Annotated in this window: 19 protein-coding genes and 6 pseudogenes; 18 read left to right on the forward strand and 7 right to left on the reverse strand. The window is 60.0% G+C overall.

The annotated features are described in order from the left end of the window. The 3 genes and pseudogenes from P0D89_RS38975 to P0D89_RS38985 form a co-directional block, all read left to right on the forward strand. A partial coding sequence (locus P0D89_RS38975) for an AMP-binding enzyme (RefSeq protein WP_408366786.1) occupies positions 1 to 337 on the forward strand: 337 nt, incomplete at its 5' end. A gap of 26 nt (positions 338 to 363) precedes the next feature. Continuing rightward, a pseudogene (locus tag P0D89_RS38980) lies at positions 364 to 576 on the forward strand (hypothetical protein); the annotation flags it as partial. Positions 577 to 693: 117 nt separating this feature from the next. After that, entirely contained in the window at positions 694 to 1,866 is a 1,173-nt protein-coding gene (locus P0D89_RS38985) for an MFS transporter (RefSeq protein ID WP_408366788.1), read from the forward strand. Positions 1,867 to 1,898: 32 nt separating this feature from the next. Here the strand turns inward: P0D89_RS38985 and P0D89_RS38990 are convergent, their stop codons facing one another. Together P0D89_RS38990 and P0D89_RS38995 are read right to left on the reverse strand one after the other, a co-directional pair. Then, positions 1,899 to 3,248, reverse strand: coding sequence for an NAD(P)/FAD-dependent oxidoreductase (locus tag P0D89_RS38990; RefSeq protein WP_408366790.1), 1,350 nt, complete (start codon positions 3,246 to 3,248; stop codon positions 1,899 to 1,901). A gap of 39 nt (positions 3,249 to 3,287) precedes the next feature. Beyond that, entirely contained in the window at positions 3,288 to 3,692 is a 405-nt protein-coding gene (locus P0D89_RS38995; protein WP_408366792.1) for an HAD family hydrolase, read from the reverse strand. A 148-nt stretch (positions 3,693 to 3,840) separates the two neighbouring features. On the opposite strand from P0D89_RS38995, the gene P0D89_RS39000 reads away from it, so the two are divergent. Further along, a complete protein-coding gene (locus P0D89_RS39000) occupies positions 3,841 to 4,803 on the forward strand; it encodes a LysR family transcriptional regulator (protein ID WP_408366794.1) in 963 nt (320 codons plus the stop codon). 747 nt (positions 4,804 to 5,550) lie between these two features. After that, positions 5,551 to 5,826 carry a hypothetical protein gene (locus P0D89_RS39005; RefSeq protein WP_408366796.1) on the forward strand — a complete coding sequence of 92 codons (276 nt, stop codon included), beginning with the start codon at positions 5,551 to 5,553 and terminating at the stop codon, positions 5,824 to 5,826. Between the two features lie 78 nt (positions 5,827 to 5,904). On the opposite strand, the pseudogene P0D89_RS39010 reads toward P0D89_RS39005, so the two are convergent. Then, positions 5,905 to 6,222: pseudogene (locus P0D89_RS39010) on the reverse strand (transposase); the annotation flags it as partial. A gap of 173 nt (positions 6,223 to 6,395) precedes the next feature. Between P0D89_RS39010 and P0D89_RS39015 the strand changes: the two are divergent. Next, the gene (locus P0D89_RS39015; protein ID WP_408366798.1) at positions 6,396 to 8,189 is read left to right on the forward strand and encodes a B12-binding domain-containing radical SAM protein; all 1,794 of its coding nucleotides are present in this window, start codon (positions 6,396 to 6,398) and stop codon (positions 8,187 to 8,189) included. Between the two features lie 694 nt (positions 8,190 to 8,883). Here P0D89_RS39015 and P0D89_RS39020 read toward each other — a convergent pair. Then, a complete protein-coding gene (locus tag P0D89_RS39020) occupies positions 8,884 to 9,774 on the reverse strand; it encodes a LysR substrate-binding domain-containing protein (RefSeq protein WP_408366800.1) in 891 nt (296 codons plus the stop codon). A gap of 101 nt (positions 9,775 to 9,875) precedes the next feature. Between P0D89_RS39020 and P0D89_RS39025 the strand changes: the two genes are divergently transcribed. The 3 genes and pseudogenes from P0D89_RS39025 (at position 9,876) to P0D89_RS39035 (ending at position 10,923) form a co-directional block, all read left to right on the forward strand. Next, positions 9,876 to 10,466, forward strand: a complete 591-nt coding sequence (locus P0D89_RS39025) for a LysE family translocator (protein ID WP_408366802.1) — start codon at positions 9,876 to 9,878, stop codon at positions 10,464 to 10,466. Positions 10,467 to 10,468: 2 nt separating this feature from the next. Beyond that, a pseudogene (locus P0D89_RS39030) lies at positions 10,469 to 10,629 on the forward strand (cupin domain-containing protein); the annotation flags it as partial. Further along, positions 10,603 to 10,923, forward strand: coding sequence for an oxidoreductase (locus tag P0D89_RS39035; RefSeq protein ID WP_408366840.1), 321 nt, complete (start codon positions 10,603 to 10,605; stop codon positions 10,921 to 10,923). The pseudogene P0D89_RS39030 and the gene P0D89_RS39035, both read left to right, overlap by 27 nt. A 28-nt stretch (positions 10,924 to 10,951) precedes the next feature. Here the strand turns inward: P0D89_RS39035 and P0D89_RS39040 are convergent, their stop codons facing one another. Further along, positions 10,952 to 11,530, reverse strand: a complete 579-nt coding sequence (locus P0D89_RS39040) for a TetR/AcrR family transcriptional regulator (protein WP_408366806.1) — start codon at positions 11,528 to 11,530, stop codon at positions 10,952 to 10,954. Positions 11,531 to 11,659: 129 nt separating this feature from the next. On the opposite strand from P0D89_RS39040, the gene P0D89_RS39045 reads away from it, so the two are divergent. The 3 genes and pseudogenes from P0D89_RS39045 to P0D89_RS39055 all read left to right on the forward strand — a co-directional run. Beyond that, on the forward strand, positions 11,660 to 12,394 hold the full coding sequence (locus P0D89_RS39045) for an SDR family NAD(P)-dependent oxidoreductase (protein ID WP_408366808.1): 735 nt from the start codon (positions 11,660 to 11,662) through the stop codon (positions 12,392 to 12,394). A 102-nt stretch (positions 12,395 to 12,496) separates the two neighbouring features. Next, complete coding sequence (locus tag P0D89_RS39050; RefSeq protein ID WP_408366810.1) at positions 12,497 to 13,093, forward strand: NADPH-dependent F420 reductase; 597 nt, start codon at positions 12,497 to 12,499, stop codon at positions 13,091 to 13,093. Between the two features lie 267 nt (positions 13,094 to 13,360). Beyond that, positions 13,361 to 13,863: pseudogene (locus tag P0D89_RS39055) on the forward strand (tyrosine-type recombinase/integrase); the annotation flags it as partial. Here the strand turns inward: P0D89_RS39055 and P0D89_RS39060 are convergent. After that, positions 13,855 to 14,022 (reverse strand): annotated as a pseudogene (locus tag P0D89_RS39060) (IS6 family transposase); the annotation flags it as partial. The pseudogenes P0D89_RS39055 and P0D89_RS39060 overlap by 9 nt on opposite strands. A gap of 558 nt (positions 14,023 to 14,580) precedes the next feature. Here P0D89_RS39060 and P0D89_RS39065 point away from each other — a divergent pair. From P0D89_RS39065 to P0D89_RS39090, 6 genes and pseudogenes are all read left to right on the forward strand, one after another. After that, entirely contained in the window at positions 14,581 to 15,108 is a 528-nt protein-coding gene (locus tag P0D89_RS39065; protein ID WP_408366812.1) for a hypothetical protein, read from the forward strand. A 514-nt stretch (positions 15,109 to 15,622) separates the two neighbouring features. Beyond that, positions 15,623 to 15,760 carry a hypothetical protein gene (locus tag P0D89_RS39070; protein WP_408366814.1) on the forward strand — a complete coding sequence of 46 codons (138 nt, stop codon included), beginning with the start codon at positions 15,623 to 15,625 and terminating at the stop codon, positions 15,758 to 15,760. A 248-nt stretch (positions 15,761 to 16,008) separates the two neighbouring features. Then, on the forward strand, positions 16,009 to 16,419 hold the full coding sequence (locus P0D89_RS39075) for an alkaline phosphatase family protein (protein WP_408366816.1): 411 nt from the start codon (positions 16,009 to 16,011) through the stop codon (positions 16,417 to 16,419). 695 nt (positions 16,420 to 17,114) lie between these two features. Next, a pseudogene (locus P0D89_RS39080) lies at positions 17,115 to 17,806 on the forward strand (ammonium transporter); the annotation flags it as partial. Positions 17,807 to 17,959: 153 nt separating this feature from the next. After that, positions 17,960 to 18,235 carry a DUF3563 family protein gene (locus P0D89_RS39085; RefSeq protein ID WP_408378213.1) on the forward strand — a complete coding sequence of 92 codons (276 nt, stop codon included), beginning with the start codon at positions 17,960 to 17,962 and terminating at the stop codon, positions 18,233 to 18,235. 183 nt (positions 18,236 to 18,418) lie between these two features. Further along, a complete protein-coding gene (locus P0D89_RS39090; RefSeq protein WP_408366820.1) occupies positions 18,419 to 19,771 on the forward strand; it encodes an FAD-dependent oxidoreductase in 1,353 nt (450 codons plus the stop codon). Between the two features lie 91 nt (positions 19,772 to 19,862). Here the strand turns inward: P0D89_RS39090 and P0D89_RS39095 are convergent, their stop codons facing one another. Further along, positions 19,863 to 20,816, reverse strand: a complete 954-nt coding sequence (locus P0D89_RS39095) for a LysR family transcriptional regulator (protein WP_408366822.1) — start codon at positions 20,814 to 20,816, stop codon at positions 19,863 to 19,865. Between the last annotated feature and the right edge of the window lie 411 nt (positions 20,817 to 21,227).

Raw genomic sequence — 21,227 nt, forward strand, 5'->3', positions numbered from 1 at the left:
CATCAAGTCTGGGGGCGAGTGGATTGGCTCCGTCGACCTGGAGAATATCGCCATGGCTCACCCTGCGGTATTCATGGCAGCGTGCATCGCTGCCCGCCATCCGAAGTGGGATGAGCGGCCGCTGCTCGTAGTGGTCAGGAAAACAGGAACCGAGCTTTCGCGCGAGCAGTTGCTTGGCTTCTACGAAGGGAAGATTGCGAAGTGGTGGACGCCGGACGATGTGGTCTTCGTCGACGAGATCCCGCTGGGTGCAACAGGGAAGATTCTGAAAAATCAGTTGCGAGAGCACTTCGGCGACTTCCTGATGCAGCCAGCGGAACGCCAACGCATTGCCTGACCCGGCGCGCCATGGCCCTCGCCACGCCCGATGGCTCCGGCACCTCAATGAGTCATCCGATCGGGGGCCACGGGCGCGCAAATTACCGTCAAGGCAGTGCATGAGTTGCATCGCGTCCAGCGTCGGTATGCGCTGGTCACGTGTGCATTGGAGGCGGCGAGGGAATGCGGCCGTCTTCGCGCGAACCTGATTGGCTGAGTTACAGCCTTGGCGGCCGCCATCGGCCCGGCGTCCAATGAGCGATGTCTGGCTGCGCCTTATGCGCATCTGAAGACGTCGTCACGCTCATTCCCCCATCACTTATGCAATCCATATCCGACAGAAGGCCTCCACTGAGCCCCGCGCAAGCACTGCCTTTGTTGGGGGTTCTGGGCATTCTGGTATCCCTGTGGTCTGACATCCTGCTGCCTACCCTCACGGCGATTCAGCTGGATTTGCACATATCGGCTACCTCCGTGCAGCAAACGGTGTCGCTCTTTTTTGTAGCGAATGCCTTTATGTGCCTGTGGCATGGCGTCATTTCGGATGCCTACGGGAGGCGAAGGCCTCTGCGGTTCGTGTTGGTGGTGCTGCTGCTGTCTTCCTTACTGTGTTTAAAAGTGACGCGCATTGAGGAACTCTGGGTGTTGCGAACCGCGCAAGGCCTGGCAGCCGGCATCGGAACGATTCTGTGCCGTGCCATCATTCGCGACATGTATTCAGGCGCCGACGCACAAAAAATGATTGCGCGTACCAGCATTGTCCAGTGCCTGGGGCTCACCTTAGTACCCATGCTAGGCGGATGGCTGACGTTCGTATGGGGGTGGCGCGCCGTGTTTGCCTTCCTTTCCGTGGTGGCGGTGCTGATGTTGATCGTCTACAGCCGGCTGTTGCCGGAAACCCTGCCGCCTATCCGCCGTCAGCCTATGCGAGTGGGCACTCTGTGGCACACCTACCGCATTGTGCTGGGCTCGGCCTGGTTTATGCGCCTGACCGTGGCCCATGTCTGCAACTGGATGGCGATGTTCCTATATGTCGCCGCCGCTCCAAAGTACGTAATCCATCTTTTGGGGCGCCCTGCGACCGAGATCTACGTGGTATATGTGCCAATGGTGCTGGGGCTGATTGCGGGCCTGGTATGTCTGCCACCCCTGCTTCAGCGATGGGGCACGCAGCGCACGGTGCGCCTGGCCTACCTGGGCTTTCTGGGTGTCAATCTTCTTAATGTGGCATTGGCCCTGTTGGTGGCACCGGGGCTGATTCACCTGGTGCCGTTGGGTGCTTATGCGTTTATGGTGGCCCTGTCTCTGCCGCTGCTCATTGGCCATGCGCTGCAACCGTTTCCTGAGAACGCGGGTTTAGCCGCGTCCTGCCAGATGCTTTTGCAATACACAGGCATGGCCCTGGTAGCCGGCGTGCTGGCCCCGCTGCTTTGGAACTCGTTCTGGCTCATGGCCCTGGGCTGTGCGGCGCTTACGCTGGCGAGTGCAGCGTTGTTGCTTTGGCAAGGCCAAGCCACTCGTCGGGCAAATCGATTGCCCGTGGCCTGAATCGGCGGCCGGCTTCTTCGCTTCTTCACGGTTCAGTTCAGTTTTACCGTCGGCCGCACCCGTTCGCGCAGCCATTGGCTTGCCGAATGCATCATCATGCGCCTGATACCCGTGAGCCCTATGATATGGCGGCGATAAAGATGCTTGTAGCACGACGCAGCGAACCATCCGCCGATGAACAATGGACGGCGCAACAGTTCACTCATCAGCGCGCCCGCAGCACCCGCGTGTCCGAATGAAATGAGCGTACCCTGATCCCGATACGAAAAGAGCGGAACGGGACGGTGCTTCAGGCGCCTCGTGATGGCGTCGTTCAAATACACCGCCTGCTGCCAGGCGGCCTGAGCCCGTGGCGGCACGAGGGCGTCGTCTCCACGTGCGGAGCACGCGGCACAATCGCCCATCGCGTAGATTCCGGATGCCGGATCGACCTGCAGCATGCGATCGACGGCCACCTGTCCGAGGCGATTCAACGTCAGTTCCCCCAGCGTTTTCAAAACCGGTGGTCCTTCGACGCCAGCGGCCCATATCGTGATGTCGCTGCTCAACGCGTGATCGTCGCCAACGATAACCGATTCCGCATGGACGGAACGGACCCGCGTTTCGGTCAGCACCTCGACGCCCAAGCTCGTCAGTACATCGCGAGCACGCGACGAAATCTGCTCCGGCAATGCAGGCAACACGCGCTTTGCGCCTTCCAGCAAACGGATGCGAATGTCCCGTGCCGGATCGAGCGAGGGCAGGTGATAGTCGCGCAGCATCTCCGCCAGGCTGCGCAGCGAAGCTGCCAGCTCGACGCCGGTCGCACCGGCACCAATCACCGTGACGCACACCGGCGCCTTGACGGGTTGCGGAAACGACTGCTGTGCATGGCCGGCACGCAGGAGGCACGACAGGAGCCGTCTACGGAAGGACTCGGCCTGTTCTACCGTCTCAAGTGTCAGTGCGTACTCCTGAGCACCTTGGACCGAAAAAAAGTTCGTGACGCTGCCAAGCGCCAGCACCAAGGAATCGTAGGGAATCGATCGGCGGTGCAGCAGGATCTTGCCATCCGCGTCGTAAGTTTCATCCACAACGATCTGGCGCCGCTCGCGATCGATTCCTTGCAGTCCGCCGCGCTCGAAGCGATAGTGATTCCACTTTGCATGAGCCGCATATTCAATCTGATGACTCGATGCGTCGATCTGGCCCGCCGCAACTTCATGCAACAAGGGCTTCCAGAAGTGAGCCGGATTCCGGTCGACGAGTATTACATCGGCGCGGCGTTCTCTGCCCACGCCATTGCCGAGCCGTGTGGCAAGCTCGAGTCCGGCCGCGCCTCCGCCAACGATGACGATGCGATGAGGCGTTTCGGCGGTCTGCCTATTGCGATGGTTGGCCATGTTTCTTCTCCCTTGAACGCCTGCAAGTGGTACCAAAGTCTACGGGGATGCGTGACGCAGCGCTTCCTTCAGATGAACGCAATGCGCGATGCCGAATGCCCGCGCCTCCTCCAGGTCGTGCTCGCTGCTGCCGAGCGCCATGACGCGATGGGGTGACGTCTCGAGCGTGTGAACCGCAACTGCCAGGCGATCCGTGCGCGATTGCGACGAAAGGATCGCGGAAAACCAGGTGATGCCGTCCTGTCCCAGCGCGGCGTTAATAGCGCTGTTCAGAGTCTCTGCGTTCAGATCGCTCATCAGCAGCAGCGGATATCCGTCGTCCTGGATGCGCTGAAGCAGGCGTTTGAGCGCGTCACCCTGTTTGCTCCTGTCTTCGGAATCGTGCCTGTCGTCGAACGCTGACCAGACGTGATCCATGTTTGCAACGATTGCATCGATTGCCATTGCGAGTCTCCCTGTTATGCGAATGTGTGCTGTCCATGCGCCGTGGGATGCAGAAAGGTTGTCCTTGACGACGCGCTGGATACGAATATAAGGTCCTCACATTATTCGCGCTATTGAGTATTTATGTTCAAAACATAAGGTTTTACTAATGTTAAAAACTACCACCTTTCGTCAGCTGAAAACGCTGCAGACTGTGGCGCGCGTGGGAAGCGTCTCCGGCGCGGCGGTGGAACTCCATCTCACGCAGCCGGCGGTGTCGCTGCAGATTTCGCAGTTGGGGCAGGCTGCGGGCACGCCGCTGCTGCGCAGGGCCGGGCGCGAAGTGAAACTCACCGCCGCTGGCGAGATCATGGTGCGCTATGCAAACGAAATCCTCAGTCTGTGGAACGAAGCTGGCGAGGAGGTCGCAGCGCTGCGTGGAGAACTGGGCGGAACTTTGCGAATTGGGGCCATTACCACGGCGGAATATCTCGTGCCGCCACTGCTCGTACAGTTCACGAAGGCCCGGCCCGGCGTGAAATTGCAGTTCCGCATCGGCAATCGCGACGAGATCGTGCGCATGCTGGCAACAAATGAAATTGATCTTGCAATCATGGGCCGTCAGCCACGCGAATTGCGCACGCACGCAACGGCATTCGCCAAGCATCCGATGGCGTTCGTTGCGTCGCCGTCGCATCCGCTGATGAGCGCAAGGACGGTGCAACTGGTCGATCTTGAATCGGCCAATCTGCTCGTCAGGGAGCGGGGTTCAGGGACCCGGGTTGCTGTCGAGGCCCTTTTCAAGGCAGAGGGATTGAAGCTGCATGCAGCGTCTGAGCTTTCCAGCAACGAGGCGATCAAGCAACTTGTCGAAGCTGGGCTCGGGGTCGCGTTCCTGTCGTTGTATGCTTGCGCGCTGGAATTCCAGGCGGGTCTTCTGGCGCTGTTGCCGGTGCCAGCTACACCGATAGAGCGTGCATGGCATGTCGTCCACGTGTCGGACAGGCGCCTGCCGCACGTGGCGACAGCGTTTCGCGACTTTTTGATCGAATCCGCGTCCTCTTCGGTCGACAACGGCGCTCACCTGTCTGCCGTGCAGAGGCGCGCTGGCAGGAAAGTCGCGAAAGCATAGCGACGAGGCACCGACTCCGACGCAAGGTGCCAGCATGTGCCGGCACCTCAGCTTGAGTATTGACATCCATGCGAGCAGGACTGTGACTTCGGGCACGCCGGCCTCAACCCGCAAGCCGCGGTCAATACGGTGACGCCAGTCGTCGTCCCGATCGACCACACCAGGCCACGGTGCGAATCTGCGATCACTGGCAGGTAGCGCATCACCAGGGTCGTAGTGCCATACATCGTGCTCGCGAGCAGACGCAGATAAAGTCCGGCGGCACCTGCGCGCGATCGGCCGGGGCTGCCACTGCGCTGACACTTTCACGTGCACTTCCGGCGAAGCAAAAAGATTATCAATTCGCAAAAGTGCGCGTGAGTACGCAAACCGTGACGGTATCCCTGTGATTTCTGTACAGATTCCATCGGGCATCCGGCAGGTTTCGGAGGCGGATCTGCCGCCTGAACGTCCAACCGACGACGCATGTGAACGGCGGTTTGTGGCCGGGTACTGTCTTATGCGATGGGCATATGCAACTCGAACCTCGTGAGCAGGCGATCGGCTGCACGCGACCCGTTGCTACCGGTCGACCTGGTGTTCCCTCAACGGCAATTTTAAAAGGTACAACGGCCGTTCGCGTGGTCCGATTAGCAGGGGGCTTTTTCGGACGATTCCGTCTGCCAAGCAAAATATAAGTATCTCGCGGGTCCGGACGCCAAAGTCGATGATACGAGGCGCAGAGTTCTCAAGCTGCTCGAGGATCGCATGCAAACGCTGCGTCCTTTCGCCGTTGCCAATCCCAACGAAGAGGAGTCTGCTGATCCTGAACTTGACGCAGCTGACCCATTGAAGGGATTCGGTACGCCAGAACAACGAAAACGTGTCGAGCAAGCAGCGGAAAACGCAGTCATTGCCCACTACGAGAGCAAAGGGTTTGATTGCGAACGAGTAACGCATCTTTCATGCGGATACGGTCCTGGCAGGCTGTTGAAATACACCTCACCGATGCGCGGCACGCTTTTCCAAAGAACCGCCGCGTAGGTTTGGTTCGTGTCGGATTGATGCCGAGCGTCCTTGATTCAGGTGGAACCAATGCCGTCTCCTCGCCGATTTGCGCATCTACGCCGCTTTGCCCGCAAGCGTACGCATGCGCGTGAGGTTGTAGGCCGCCTGCGTCAGGAGGAACAACTGCTCGACCCGCTCGCGGCCACGATACATCGCCTGACGAATCCGGTCGACCGTCTTGCTCCAGCCGAAGACATGCTCGATGCATTTGCGCTTGCGCTGGTTGATGGCGTAGCCGGCCCAGCGTGTCTTGCGACCGTCAATCGCCGAGCCACCTCCGCGGCCGTCGTTTTGCGCCACATGCGGCTTCACACGATTGGCGCGGCAGCTCGCCACGAAGCCCGCCGTGTCATAGTTCTTGTTGGCCCCAACAGGATCCCAATCCTCGAAACCTGGCGCCTGCGGAATTGTAAACACAGCAGGGGGCCAGGCGGGTAGGATGCGGGTTGTTGTACTGCTTGCCAGTTCACGATCCATCTCCAATTTTCGGAAGACGGACGACCTTCGCGGTTTTGTGACTTCCAGACAGGGCTACAGAGCAGACCATGGACACGATTTACTCGATTTCTGACGGTTTCCGATTCTCTCTCGTCCTCATCAAGCCGACCCATTACGACGACGACGGCTATCCGATCCAGTGGCTCCGCTCGATCATGCCTTCCAATACACTCGCCTGTATGTATGCGCTCGCTGATGACGCGCGAAAGCGAAACCTGCTGGGCCCTGGCGTCCATTTTGAGATCGAAACATGCGACGAAACCAACCAGCGTGTGTGGCCAGAGCGCATCATTCGTGACCTGAAGGCAAAGGGCGGGAGATCGATGATTGGTCTGGTCGGTGTCCAGTCGAACCAGTACCCGCGCGCACTCGACCTCGCCCGCCAGTTCCGTGCCGCAGGCTTGCCGGTTGCGATCGGTGGCTTCCACGTTTCTGGCTGCATCTCCATGCTGCCTGAGATGCCCGCTGAGCTTAAGGAAGCGCAAGCAATGGGTGTGGCGCTCTTCGCTGGGGAGGCCGAGGAACGGCGTCTTGATGAGGTCCTTCTCGACGCGTGGAATGGTGCAATGAAGCCCTTGTATAATTTCATGGACACGTTACCCTCGCTCGAAGGTGCTCCCCGGCCCTTCTTGCCGCGCAAGCATATCGAACGCACGGCAGGTACCTATACCTCGGTTGACCTCGGTCGTGGTTGCCCGTATCAGTGCTCGTTTTGTACCATCATCAACGTGCAGGGGCACAAGAGTCGCTTTCGCACCCCCGACGATCTCGAAAAGATCATCCGCGAGAACGCAACGCAGGGCATCGACCGGTTCTTCGTCACGGATGATAATTTCGCCCGCAACCACGACTGGGAAATCCTTCTCGACCGCGTCATCGAACTTCGGGAAAAGGAAGGCATTCACTGCGGCTTCACGATCCAGGTCGACACGCTCTGTCACAAGATTCCAAACTTCATCGAGAAGGCAACGCGCGCGGGTGTGCGTCGCGTGTTCATCGGGCTTGAGAATATCAATCCCGAGAATCTGATCGCGGCCAAGAAGCGGCAGAACAAGATCACCGAATACCGCGCCATGCTGCAGATGTGGCGCGCCCACGGCGCGATTACCTACGCTGGCTATATCATCGGATTCCCGGCAGACACGAAAGAATCGATCCTGCGCGACATCGAGATCATCAAGCGTGAATTGCCAATCGACATTCTCGAATTCTTCATGCTCACCCCGCTTCCGGGCTCCGAGGATCATCAGACGATGGTAAGGAACGGTGAATGGATGGACCCGGACATCAACAAATACGACACCAACCACCGGGTCACGCACCACTCGAAAATGTCGGACGCTGAATGGGAAGAAGCGTATCGGTGCGCCTGGAGCGCGTTCTACTCGTACGAGCACATCCGCACGATCGTCAAGCGGGCAGCGCAGATCCCGAACGGCCGACCGAAGACGATCATGCGCACAATCGCCTGGTTCAGTCTGATGATCGAACACGAGGGTGTGCATCCGCTCGAAGGGGGAGCCCTGCGAATGAAACACCGCCGTGACCGCCGTTGGGGGCTACCGGTCGAATCGCCGCTTCGCTTCTATCCGCGCTACTGGAGTGAGACCGCTGTCAAGGCGACAAAATATCTGCGCTTCTACCTCAGGACAGAGGCTATCCTCAGGGAAGTCATGAAGGCACCGGACCGTTACGCCTACACGGATATCGCCATCACGCCGCTGCAGGAAGAGGAGTTCGAGCAGCTTGGACTCTTTCACGCCACGAGCGGCGGCGAGGCAGCGCTGGCTGTCCACCACCGGCGTATTGCCATCCGGTCATCGGGCCAGTCTGCAGCGTGATATCGTTGACAATGTCATCCAGCTTTCCTGGGAAACTACCCATTTTCTGATCTGGCAGACTGTTGAAATAGCTCCCGCCGCCGTCATCGGAGCGGGGGCGGTAAACGTTGAAACAGAGGAACGGAAAGCACTGAGACCGAAACGATGCGCGGAGCGGATGGCTTCACCGAGGCGATGGCATCAATTCGACACGAACCAAACCTACGCGGCGGTTCTTTGGAAAAGCGTGCCGCGCATCGGTGAGGTGTATTTCAACAGCCTGCCAGGTCACCGGCAGTCGATAGCTTCAGCCACTATTGCTCGTGCGTCGAAATGCGGACGTCTCTTGTGCGTACGAATTCGACATTCGAATGGCCGCACTCGCGCACCCACCAAGGTCTGTTCATGGCCGATTGCACCCACTGAGATGCGGCATCACAAAGCTGCCCTTTGAACAGGAAGAATTTTTCGACTGGCGGCTTGCGGCCAACTTGCCTGAACGCGAACAATCGGCCAGGAAGAGTCGTTCGAGAAAGCAGTCTCGATGACCATTGTGCGTTCTACAGCGGACAGCCGGACGCGCTGGCGTCGATTGCGCTCGTAGTTGGATGGTGTGGCATTGCTCTTCCTGGTACCCGAGTTCAACCTGTTCTGCGGTGGCAGCTTGCACGCGCTTGATTCTCGCGATTCCGGATGGCACTTCAAACGCAATACGTCACGCAATTTTCGCTTGCCGCGTGCGTGTAGTGCCTGCGTAGTTCGACATCGATTTGCGTACGTAGCGCGCGAATTCCTGCGCCGCCGGATGAACCGTCGCAGGCAATCGCAGGCAGATCGCGAATGGCGGCAGCGCGGGCAAGCCAGCCGTGTGAGGCGCGAGGGTCAACAGATCGGCCGGCATCGTAGAGACGAGCCAGACCGTGATCGCGAGACCCGCGCGCACCGTTGCGGCCGTCGCCTCTATGTTGCGGCTCTCGAACACCGTGCGCCACGGGATGCCCTCGTCCGCGAGCGCGCCGAGCACCACAGAACGGAACGCACAGCGTTCGTCCACCATCGACAGCGGCAGCGGCCGCTTCTGCACAGCATCGCTGCCGCGCCCCATAACCCACACCAGCGGCTCGATGCGGACCACTTCGCCTTCGGCTTCGCTTGCCACGTATTCGACCAGCGACACGTCCACACGACCGCTGTTCACCGCTTCGCTCAACTCAGGCGACGCCGCACACACCAGCGAAATCTCCACGTGCGGATGCGCCTCGGCGAACGCCTTCATCGCAGGCGCGAGCGGTGTCACGAGGTCGTACGGCACGCCAACGCGCAGGCTGCCACGCAGTGGCTGGCCGGTCATGTCGGTCCAAATTTCGTCGTTCAGCCGCAGCAGCTGGCGCGCCTTCACGAGAAACTGCTCGCCCTGGCGCGAAAGCTCCAGCTTGCGCGGCCTGCGCACGAATAGACGGCTATCCAGCACGTCTTCGAGGCGCTTAACCTGCTGGCTCACGGCGCCTTGCGTCATGTGCAGCAGATTCGCAGCGACCGTCATGCTCCCGCTATCGGCGACGGCGACGAAGGTGCGGATCAGATCGAGGTCGAGGTTTCGGCTCATCTATGCATTACGCCACGTAATGGATCACATCAATATTATTTCCTTTCGCGATGCGTTGCCGATGCATACAGTGCAAATCTCACTCATCCAAATTTGCGCCGATGACCTCGATCCTGCCGCTTCTGCTATTCGTCGCCGTCGCTACCGTGACGCCCGGTGGCGCGACCACGCTCGCCACCGCCTCGGGCGCACGCTTCGGCTTCGTACGCTCGATTCCGTTGATACTCGGCATCGCAATGGGCCTCGCCTTGCTCTCCGCGGTCGCCGCGCTCGGGCTTAGCGGTCTGCTGCTCGCGCTGCCGTCGCTGCAAATGGCGGTGAAGGCGCTCGGCTCTGCATATCTGCTGTGGTTCGCGTGGCGCATCGCACGCAGTGGGCCGCCAAACGCGGGCAACGGCCCCGCGCGCCCGGTTACGCTCGTCAACGGTTTCCTGCTGCTCTGGCTCAACCCGAAAAGCTGGGCGATGACGGTCGGCGCGGCGGCGTCGTTCGCGCTGCTCGCGAGCAATGCGAATCGCCTGGCGATGCTGCTCAGTACAGCGTTTGGCGTGGCTGCGTGCGCGTCGCTCGCTCTGTGGTGCGCGCTCGGCGTGTTGCTCGCGCGGCTCTTACGAACGCCACGCCACTGGCGCATTCTCAATCTCGCGATGGGCGCGCTGCTCGCCGCATCCCTCATTCCGATCTGGAGATAAGTATGTCTTCCCACCCGTTTGCCGAATCGTTCGACCTTGAGGCCGCGTTCGTCGACATGTCCAACTATTGGTCGCCAAAGTCGTCGCGTAGGTCAACGATCAGTACGTGAAGGTCGCGAAAGTGCGCGGGCAGTTCGTGTGGCACAACCACGAGCACGAGGACGGTACGAGTGCCGCTCAGCAAATTCCAATCGGCCCCAGCTATCAGGTTCCCTTTGCCAGGGCGGTGAAGCAGGCGACGACGCTCCCCGTCATTGCCGTCGGCATGATCACTGAATTCGAGCAAGCCGAATCCATTCTCAGCACGGGAGACGCCGATATGGTCGCGCTCGCGCGGGCCATGCTCTTTGACCCTCGTTGGCCCTGGCACGCTGCCGCTCACTTCGGCGCTCAAGTCGGAGTGCCGAACCAGTATCTTCGCGCCCAACCCGCTCGGCTGCGAAAGCTGTTTATTTGAATCCGTTGCATCCGGTCGCAGATCTGATTCAACACGTTGCCTTCTTGACATCGTTGCTCGACCGATTCGTCAGGATGGCGCTCGCGATAACGTGAAAGAGATGATCGGCCCGTGGCGCGAATGAGGGTTGGTCGACGAGCCAGCCGAGTGCCGACATCAGGGCGAACAGGTCGACCCCATCCATATCGGCGCGCGCCGTTCCCTCGAGCTGGGCACGGAGCAGTAGTCGCGCGCCCGCTTCATGCACCGCTGTGCATGAAGCGTGAAGCGCGGAGTCCGGGTCCGCGTGGGCGCTCGCCATCAAGGCAACAACGCCGTTATAGCTGTGAACGAATGCCACCCCTTTGCGAAACCAGGACACGAGCGCTTCGTCAGGTGGATTCGACGTTTCGAGTTCGCCTGCCTTCTGCGTCAGTGCGTCCAGATTCGTACGCAGCAACGCCTCGAACAAGGCTTCTCGCGTCGGGAAATGGCGAAACAGCGTGGCCAACCCGACGTCGGCCCGGCGGGCGATATCTCGCATGGACGCATCGGCACCATGTTCGGTGACGACGTCACGCGCGACTGCAAGGAGATGGCTGTAATTTTTTCTGGCGTCGGCCCGCATGGATTTCCTTGACAAGTGGATCAGTGATCCGTATGTTTGAATCAGGATCTGGATCAGTGATCCATAAGATACAGCGCATTTGTGCAAATGGGAACAGAGACGCTGTCCGACACCACGAAAGGAGATGTCATGGGAAAGCTTGAGGGTAAGGTTGCTGTCATCACGGGTGGATCGAGCGGCATGGCGCTGGCGAGCGCCAAGCGGTTCGTTGAAGAAGGCGCCTATGTTTTCATCACGGGCCGGAGGCAGGAGGCGCTCGACGAGGCCGTCAAGCTGATTGGCCGGAACGTGACCGGCGTGCGCGGCGACGCGGCCAATCTAGACGACCTCGACCGCCTGTTCGATACAGTCAAGCGGGAAAAGGGCAAGATCGACATCCTGTTCGCGAGCGCAGGCACGGGCGAAGCCGTCCCTCTGGGCGAGATTACCGAGCAGCACTTCGATGCGACCTTCGGTCTGAATACGCGCGGAACGCTGTTTGCGGTTCAGAAGGCGTTGCCGCTGTTCAACGATGGCGGATCGATATTCATGACCGGGTCAGTTGCTTCGGTGAAAGGTTTTCCTGGTTATGGCGTGTATTCGGCTAGCAAGGCGGCGTTGCGCTCATTCGCACGCACTTGGCTTAACGAACTGAAGGGCAGGAATATCCGGGTGAACGTGCTGAGCCCGGGGCCGATCGCCACACCGATGCAGGACCAGCTTCTCGACGAGGAGGCGAAGCGGATGTTCGAATCCCTGATCCCGCGGGGAAAGATGGGTCGTCCTGAGGAAATTGCGACGGTCGCGCTGTTTCTTGCTTCAGACGATTCGAGCTTCGTGAATGGGGTGGAGTTGTCTGTCGACGGCGGCTTCTCGGCCATCTGAAATCGCGCCGAAAAGCGTGTGAAGGGCTGTCAACTTGACGAAGATGGTCCGAGTTGTGTCGATAAATATGGACTCCTTACCAATACTGAATGGAGAGTTCGCATGAGTTATTCGATTATTGGCTTTGGCGCGGTAGGTCAGGCACTCGCCCGAGCGTTTGCAAGAAAGAACATCGATGTGACCGTCGCCAGCCGGCGCCCTCCCGAGATGTTGATGCAGCAGGCACAAGCGATCGGCCCCACCGTTGTCCCCAGGGCGCTGCAGGATGCAATCGCGTCCGACACGATCTTCCTGGCGGTTCCGTTTTGGGAACATCGCGAAGTCGCGAAGCAGATCACAACCTGGCACGGCAAGACGATCATCGACGCGACAAATACAAATGCTCCAGTTGAAGACCTGGATGGTCAGCCGTCGTCCGCAGTTGTCGCCAGGGCGTTTACCGGCGCCAGGTTCGTAAAGGGCTTTAACCATCTGCCCGCTGCCGTTCTGGCCGCTGATCCGAACGTGAATGGCGGCAGCCGCGTCGTGTTTTTGTCGAGCGATGACGAAAATGCGGTGGCACCGGTTGCTGCTTTGGCCGAACAACTCGGTTTCGCGCCGATTGCGCTAGGACCGCTCAAGGATGGCGGCTCGCTTGTCCAAGGCAGGGGGAATACCTGGGGTCAACTGATCTTCAAGGATCTCGTCAAGTTCAAATAGCGGCGCCTCACGACAGAGTCACAGTGGCCACGCGCATCGCTAAACGCGTGCTGGTGATCTGATCGAGATTAAGTTGGTGCCTCTGAGCGAGTGCATGATGGCCGCTAGCGACCCGCCGGCTGCGAGCGCCCGTACGGCAGACGTGATGCGGACGGATCTCCGTTCGGAATTGGAAAGCGGTCGTTGCCGACAGTGAGGGGTCGGCTGTGCGATTCCATATGTTGGCGAATGAGGCAATCCGCCTCGTTCTCCAGCAGGAGCCGAATCATGACCTCTCAACCGAGCGTCAGCCCGCTGCGTCAGCGCATGATCGACGACATGCGCATGCGCCAGCTTTCTCCCAGGACGCAAGCCACCTATCTGCGCATCGTGCGCGAGTTTGCCCGGTTTCTCGGGCGCTCGCCCGATACCGCCGCCATCGAGGATTTGCGAAGCTACCAGTTGCATCTGGTCGATCACGGCACCTCACCGGTCTCGCTGAACGCCGCGATCACCGGACTGAAGACCTTCTTCGAAGTCACGCTCCACGATCCCGAATGGATGGCCCGGATGCAGCCCGTGCGCGTGCCCCGCACACCGCCCGGCGTCCTCAGCCCCGATGAGGTACGACGGCTCATCGCCGGAACGGGCAACCTGAAGCACCAGACCGCGTGTCGGTCGCCTATGGCGCCGGACTACGCGCCGGCGAAGTGGTAGCGCTGAAGGTCAGCGACGTTGATAGCCAGCGTATGACCCTGCGCATCGAACAGGGCAAGGGCCGCAAGGACCGCTAACAGCTTGAGGGCCCAGCGATGCACGGTTGAATGATCGACCGGGATGCCTCGTTCCGCCATCATTTCTTCCAGGTTCCGCAGGCTCAGCGGATAGGCCACGTACCAGCGTACGCAAGTGAGAATCACGTCGAGCGGGTAGTGCAGGCGTTTGAGCACTCAGGCCACCGCCAGATTCAACGTCGTCATTGAGCTTTCAGTCGGTCGTGTCGTTTCGCACTTCATGATGGACCGCCTTACTGCATGTATGGATCCAACGCCTTTTGCAAGCTTCCTGTTCGCTATGTCAAAACGGTCTGCACACATGTATCCGGCTTGCCCGTAGGCGATTGCCGAAGCACTTCCGCAGTCTTGATGAGATCCGCACACCCCGTCCTTAACAGAACCTCGGTTCGTCTCGACGACAGCCGTCGCCGTAAACAGGTCTCAGGGTGCCGGTTCAACCAGTTTCGTCATCGCTTTGCAGAAGCTTCGCAAACCAGTGGGAGTGGTAGTGCCTGTCAATCTGGAGTTAGTCGGCTATGCGGCGATACCTCGCGCAACGTAGCTTGCGTCACTGCTCAGTAATGCCTGATAACGCGCGTGTTGTGGTTGGCCAGCGCAACCGCGGCGCAGTTATATCCTCGTCGCGCTATGAGCTGCTGCAGCCACACGCGATGCACATCGGTCACCCGGGATCACATGGATGTGGGCAGTTCTCTGTGCAGCTTAGGGGGAGTGGGCAAGGCGCATTATTTCCATACGCGCAATCTGGATCCGGATGGATCCGGACGGGAATGCGACGACACATTCTCGCCCCATATTTCCTGGCCAAATTTTCACTCGGGCGCAAATGGAGACTTCCAGGAGATTGAATTCGTCGCACCGACACATCCGATCTTGATGAACGCCGCATCGGCTACGGGCGAAATCCGGTTCCTGCCGGCCCATCCACACGAGGGTGCTGTTGACGCTCCTGACGGAGAATCGGCCCGCGTGATTGCACGAGGCAAAAGCAAAATCACAGGAAAGAAATTCAATCTTGCAGTTGCGTTCGAACCCTCGATGCAAGGAGGCCCTGCGGTTGCCCACAGTTCCTTTCATCACTTTGCCGACTACAACTGGAACGTGCAACTGGGTTGTCCCAGCTTTGTGAGTGAAGCTCCTGGGAACGGGATGGCGCTGGAGCAGCAAGCGCTGCCGGATGCCCATCGATATGCTGTTAATGTCGCACTTTGGCTTTCTGGAAAACGTCCCAGTCATTGACGGTGCGCTACGCGGAGAGTGTGCGGAACAAGTTTTCCTTATCTGCGGGCACGCGCTGAAGCCTGTATAGCGTGGACGTCCGAAGAGCACCGGGAAGCAGACAGGATCAGTTAGTCACACGTGACCGGCCGCTCAGGGTGGCTGCCGATTGCGGGTTTGCGAAGTTCGGGCCGCGTATGCGAATTACGTGAAGCACTAACCGGCCAGACTCAGCCGCTCGAAGCAAAATTGCGACGGTCCATTGGCACTCCGACAGGAGCCACTTAAGTGGCGATGCCACTCGACGGTCGGTCGATGTGCAGCCACCAGAGCCATGCACTCGACCGGCCCATTCGGTCGACTAACGGACGCTCAAACGGCGCATCCGCTCAGCGGCCAATCAATCGCCATGCCCCGTTGCGCAATCAATCTCCCGTCTCGGACACACATTAGTGCCTAATCGCCTTCGCATCGCGCGCCGAAACACTACTACCTGCTCAACAATTACAGCCCGGGATACAACGGCGACGGCACGGTGCTCGACAGGACGACGTCGCCGTTCACGATCACGCCCTCACCGGTGCGCACGATCGGCGACACGCGGCTTGATCGCAATATCCCCTGGAAGTACTACGGCGAAGGCTGGCGCAGCTTCATCAGCGATCCGTCATAGAGCGTTTATTGCAACATCTGCAATCTGTTTCTGCATGAGACGTCGACCATGACGAACCAGCAGGTTCGTGAGACGCACCTTGCCGACCTGCCGCACCTATATGCTGATATCAGTTCCGGCAATCTGCTCGCGGTGTCTTTCGTGAAGCCGGGCGGCCTGCTCGACGGGCATCCGACATCGTCGAAGTTTGGCCTGTATGAAGCATTCGTCAGGAAGCTGGTCGATGCGGTGAAGAGCGATCCGAAGCTATGGCCAGCACGGCGATCTTTACCACTACGGACGAGGGCGGCGGCTACTACGATTCAGGCTACATCCAGCCCGTCGACTTCTTTGGCGATGGCTCGCGTATTCCAATGATCGCAGTGTCGAAGTATTCCACCGGCGGGCGCATTTCCCACGGCTACGCGGATCACGCGTCATTGGTGAAATTCATTGAGCGCAACTGGGACCTCCCGCCGATCACCGGGCGCAGCCGTGACAACCTGCCGAACCCGGTCCAACGGGGCGACAACCCGTACGCGCCGGCGATCGGCGATCTGTTCGATCTGTTCGACTTCGACCGGGATCATCGCGATCACGAGCATGGTGACGAACTCAGTAACGGACATCGCGGTAATGATGACGCGGGAAGTGGTGGTAAGGGCTGCTGGCCCTTCTAATCGCAGTCCTTTCGCCGGTGAATTTAGCTGCAAGCCGTCGGCGAAAGCGGCGGCTTCGTCAGCATGGCCCTAAGGGTTCCGATGTGTTTTTTTCGGTCGATTCGGTGGCATACAACGGCGTACTCACGACTGCATGACAACAAACCGCAATATGCGTCCCGGCCATTCTCCAAAATTCGGTTGTCAGCTTCGCTGTGGAATAACTCGCGGGACCGAATGTTTTTATGAGTGACGCCAGTGAGCAACGCGAATGGGTCGCGCAGCGACGTGGTGACAGGAACACGGCAATAGGCCGAATGCGGCTTCGAGGTGCGACATCATGAAACTCGTTACCACCACCATCCCTGAGCACGCGCCCGGACGATCTTCGCGACACGCTTTTAGCGGTCGGTATCAAGGGAATGACGATTTCCGCAGCGACGCGCCGGGCACCCGATGAAACGGGCGCGGAGTTTGATCGTTCGCGACTATGCATCTTTGAGAACGAGCTGGAGATCGGGCCCGAGACGGTCGTCAGTGCGGCGAATCGTCGATGAAGTCGTAAGGGCAATTTCGGCAGCATGCAACAAGGCCGAGCCATGCGGCATTTCCATTTTGGTTTCGGATGTGATCCGTGGTGTCCGCATCAGAAACGCTGAACTCCTTACTGAAGGCTGAAGAGAGAAATGGCGATACTCATGTTCGCAAAGCATTGTCTGTGTTCGACGGCTCTCGTGCTGTTCATGACGATTCCGGGTTTCGTGCTCATCTACGCGGGCATGGTTCGCAAGAAGAACGTGCTTGCGACGGTGATGCAGAGCTTCGTGATCACCAACATCGTGACGGTGATCTGGACCGTGGGCTGCTACAGCCTCGTCTTCACGCCGGGAGACTCGTTCCCGGGCGGCTTCTCGCGCGCGATGCTCCACGGCATGGATTACATCAAGGGCGGCAAGGTGAAGACGCTCACTGTCAGCCATCTCGCGCCGACCATTCGGGAATCGGTCTACTGCGCGTATCAGATGATTTTCGCGATCGTCACACCGGCGGTGTTTACGGGTGCGTTTTCTGACCGTATGAAGTTCCCCGCAATGCTGATGTTCATGGCGCTGCGGTCGATCATCGTCTACTCGCCGATCGCCCATATGGTGTGGGAACCGACGGGCTGGCTGGCTAGCGCGGGCATCCTAGACTTCGCGAGCCGCACGGCGGTGCACATCAACTCGGTATTGCGGAGCTGGTCTGCTGTCTCGTGCTCGGCAATCGTACGGGCTAAGGCAAGGACGTGATCGCGTCGCACAACCTCGTGCTGACGATGATTGGTGCGTCGATGCTGTGGGTGGGCTGATACGGCTTCAACGCGGGTACGGCAGTGGCGGCGTCTCACAACTTCGACCTCCTGACGAGCGCCGAGGGGGAAAAATAGATTCGACTCGCCGCAAGGCATCGGTCAGGAACGCACCTGTCGTGGACTTGTGCTGGGCCGCGGCGAAGCCGGACGCACATCCGCATCGAGTCAGGGCGTCGTGTCGTGGCGGGCACGTCAATTTCATGACCAGACATGGTCGCCCATAACGTTTGCGCTTCGCCGCACATCCATGCGCCACGCGATTCCGATTTCATCGACGCTGCCGCCGCGCGGCGTCAACTCAAACACAATTTCAAGGAGATCGTCATGCTGTTTATCATGTATTTTGCCTTCCTTCTCGAGCAGGTTGGCCTCTCGTTCGAGCGGGCTGAACGACGTCGCAGAGATGAGTACCTTGCGGGCGCGCGAGACCTGACTGATCTCGAACTGCGCATGCGCGCGCTCGAAAGAGACGGCTATCCGCGATAGTGCGACGGCGACCGGGTGCGGTCAGCGCCATCGAAACCTTGGTGGCATTCGGAATAAGCGCACCTCCACGGCTGTTTTTATGTCATGTCCGCCGATTGCGGACTACCTGCTCGCAAGAATTTCCGTGATGCAGCGTTCCGCCGAAGTGGTCCCTTATTTCCGATTACCGTTGCAGGAGCTACGATGTCGAATCGTTATTCAGGAGAACGAGCAGTTGTCATTGGCGCAGGAATGGGCGGACTGCCCGCCGCACAGGTTCTGGCCGACTACTTCAGGGAAGTCGTCGTGCTGGAACGGGATGTCCTTCCCGCTGACGCGACACCGCGGCCCGGCGTACCGCAGGGCAAGCATCCGCACGGCTTGCTTGCCGGCGGCTTCAAGGCGCTGTGCGATCTGTTTCCGGACTTTTCCTCCACACTCGTGCAGGCCGGCGCCAACTCGCTCGACTCCGGCGTCGAGGTATGTCATGAGTATCCGGGGCAGGAGCCATTGCCGGTGCGCAGCCTCGGTGTCGCCACCTTTACGATGACACGCCCGTTGCTCGAGCTTGCCGTGCGCCGTCGTGTGCAGGAGCGCGCGAACGTCGTCTTCCGCGATGAGTGCCGTGTCGTCGCCATCGGCGCCACGCCTGACGGCAATGCGGTCGCCTCGGTGGCGTACAAGACCCGCGACGGCAAGCTGCAAGTGTTGCCCGCCGATCTCGTGGTCGATGCATCCGGCCGCGGAAAGCCTACGCTGGACTTCCTTAAATCCACTGGCCGTCCGATGCCGGAGGAGACGGTCATCGGCGTGGACTTCGGTTACTCGACTGCGGTCTGTACGATTCCGCCCGAGGCGACTCCCGCGAGGAAGGTCGTGATCACCATGCCCAGGGCGCCGGAAGAAAGCCGTATGGGCCTTATGCTGCTGCGTGAAGACGGCAAATGGTTCGCGGCGCTCGGAGGACGGGGCGCGGACACGCCGCCCGCCGACGGCGATGCATTCACCGCCTACGCCGCAAGCCTGCCGACTTCCAGCGTGTATGACTCGATCAAAGACGCAACGCTACATGGCCACATCGAACAGTTTGCGTTCCCTGAAAGCTGTCGACGTCACTTCAACAACACCGGCGATTTTCCGCGCGGACTGATTCCGATCGCCGATTCGGTTTGCCGCTTCAATCCGGTCTACGGACAGGGCATGAGCGCCGCGGCACAGGAAGCAGTCGTGCTGCGAAAACTGCTCGCGGCGCACGCTGGCGATGCCGATCCGCTTGCCGCACTGAGCAGCGAGTTTCTGTCCGCTATCGAAGCGATCATCGAGAATCCGTGGTCGCTGGCGGCGCTGCCCGACCTGGCCTATCCCGATGCGCGGGGCAACCGTCCAGCCGATCTGGAAAAAACGATCGGGCATCACATCGCGATCACCCAGGCGGCGCACCACGATCCCGACATCCATAAACGGCTGATCGAGGTGTTGAATCTGCTGAAGCCGGTCAGCGCGCTAGGGGCGCTGAAGATCCCGCAAAAGGCGACCGGAGAAGAGGTCAAAGCGTGATGACGTTGGCATGAAGCCGAGACGCGCCGGCCACATGGCCGGCGCGCTGACCCACGCGATCTGCAGCGCGCTTGCTTTGGCGCCTTCCAAGTCACCGCTCGTGCATGAAGTCGATGAACGCGCGCAACTTGCTTGGGGTGTGCGCGCGATTTGCATAGTAGAGGTGAAACGGCTGGTCCGGCGGCAGAAATTCGTCGAGTATCGGAACGACGGCGCCCGAGGCGATCTCAGCGGCCGCGAACTGTCGGAAGACGAGGCCGAGCCCGCTGCCCTGACACGCGGCGTCGAGCACCGCGCGCATCTCGTCGAGGACAAGTCGGCCGCCCACGTCAATGGTTACGTCCTTGCCGCCGATCCGAAATTCCCACTCGAAGAACCGCGAACGGTTCAGGCGATGACGGATGCAATCATGTTCGAGCAGTTCGTGCGGCGTTCCCGGCGTTCCGCGACGTTCGAAGTAGCGCGGCGAACCTACCACCGTGAGTTGCTGCGTCGGCCCTAGGGGTACCGCGATCACGTCACGTTGCAGCGCGTAGCCCAAGCGGATGCCGGCATCCAATCCGCCGGCGACGATATCGCTGAGATTGTTGTCGATCGCGATATCGAGCGTGATCTCCGGGTAGCGCTCGCCGAACGCGGCGAGGTGCGGCTGAATCAGAGTGGCGTACGCGACGTACCCGGTGTTGATGCGCAGCAGGCCATGAGGGCGCTCGGAGAAATCTCCGGCTTGCAGCACCGAATCATGAATCTGAGCCAACGCGGGTGCGAGCGTGCCGAGCAACTGCGTCCCGGCCTCGGTGAGCGCGACACTGCGCGTCGTGCGGTTGAACAGGCGTACGTCCAACTGCGCTTCGAGCTGCTTGATGGTTTTCGAAATCGCCGTCGCGGTCACGTCGAGTTCTTCTGACGCGCGAACGAAGCTGAGATGCCGCGCCACGCATTCGAAAAAGACCAATGCGGGCAGGTGAACCGCTCCTGGTGTTCGGGATTTCAGGCGTGTGGCTGTGGGCTTTCGCATCACTCGGATTATGAACCTGGAGTTCATGCCTCATCAACGGCTGTGTAGATTTAATCCATAGTTGACGGCGGTACGCTTGTTCCATTGAGCCTGCCGCAAGGGATCATCAATGATCGCAAACGACTCTCTCCGGTCGGCCGACGGCCGCGCCGAGGCGCCCACCCGACGGCGCCTGCTACACCTGGCAGCCACGGTCGCAGCGACCGAGCTCCTGACTGTCCTCACCGCCGGAGGCGCCGTACAGGTCTCGCCAGGGACCCCCGCCGCCGCTCCTCGCCGCATCCAGAGGGCAGTCCTGGCGCCCCGATTCGGCGGCGACGCCACCGTCGATTGGTATTCAACGGCGATGCGTCAACTGGCCGGTCTCGGGATCACGACAAAGGTGGGCTTCCAGCGGGCAACCGGCGTCCTCTAACTCACCAGCATTGTCTCAGGAGC

This window comes from Paraburkholderia sp. RL18-085-BIA-A, from assembly GCF_046027075.1.
Lineage (GTDB): Bacteria > Pseudomonadota > Gammaproteobacteria > Burkholderiales > Burkholderiaceae > Paraburkholderia.

What these genes read in the sequence shown, in the direction of transcription:
- P0D89_RS38990 (WP_408366790.1), bottom strand. Translation starts at nt 3,248, where the DNA reads ATGGCCAACCATCGCAATAGGCAGACCGCCGAAACGCCTCATCGCATC.
- P0D89_RS38995 (WP_408366792.1), bottom strand. Translation starts at nt 3,692, where the DNA reads ATGGCAATCGATGCAATCGTTGCAAACATGGATCACGTCTGGTCAGCG.
- P0D89_RS39000 (WP_408366794.1), top strand. Translation starts at nt 3,841, where the DNA reads ATGTTAAAAACTACCACCTTTCGTCAGCTGAAAACGCTGCAGACTGTG.
- P0D89_RS39005 (WP_408366796.1), top strand. Translation starts at nt 5,551, where the DNA reads ATGCAAACGCTGCGTCCTTTCGCCGTTGCCAATCCCAACGAAGAGGAG.
- P0D89_RS39015 (WP_408366798.1), top strand. Translation starts at nt 6,396, where the DNA reads ATGGACACGATTTACTCGATTTCTGACGGTTTCCGATTCTCTCTCGTC.
- P0D89_RS39020 (WP_408366800.1), bottom strand. Translation starts at nt 9,774, where the DNA reads ATGAGCCGAAACCTCGACCTCGATCTGATCCGCACCTTCGTCGCCGTC.
- P0D89_RS39025 (WP_408366802.1), top strand. Translation starts at nt 9,876, where the DNA reads ATGACCTCGATCCTGCCGCTTCTGCTATTCGTCGCCGTCGCTACCGTG.
- P0D89_RS39040 (WP_408366806.1), bottom strand. Translation starts at nt 11,530, where the DNA reads ATGCGGGCCGACGCCAGAAAAAATTACAGCCATCTCCTTGCAGTCGCG.
- P0D89_RS39045 (WP_408366808.1), top strand. Translation starts at nt 11,660, where the DNA reads ATGGGAAAGCTTGAGGGTAAGGTTGCTGTCATCACGGGTGGATCGAGC.
- P0D89_RS39050 (WP_408366810.1), top strand. Translation starts at nt 12,497, where the DNA reads ATGAGTTATTCGATTATTGGCTTTGGCGCGGTAGGTCAGGCACTCGCC.
- P0D89_RS39075 (WP_408366816.1), top strand. Translation starts at nt 16,009, where the DNA reads ATGGCCAGCACGGCGATCTTTACCACTACGGACGAGGGCGGCGGCTAC.
- P0D89_RS39085 (WP_408378213.1), top strand. Translation starts at nt 17,960, where the DNA reads ATGGTCGCCCATAACGTTTGCGCTTCGCCGCACATCCATGCGCCACGC.
- P0D89_RS39090 (WP_408366820.1), top strand. Translation starts at nt 18,419, where the DNA reads ATGTCGAATCGTTATTCAGGAGAACGAGCAGTTGTCATTGGCGCAGGA.
- P0D89_RS39095 (WP_408366822.1), bottom strand. Translation starts at nt 20,816, where the DNA reads ATGAACTCCAGGTTCATAATCCGAGTGATGCGAAAGCCCACAGCCACA.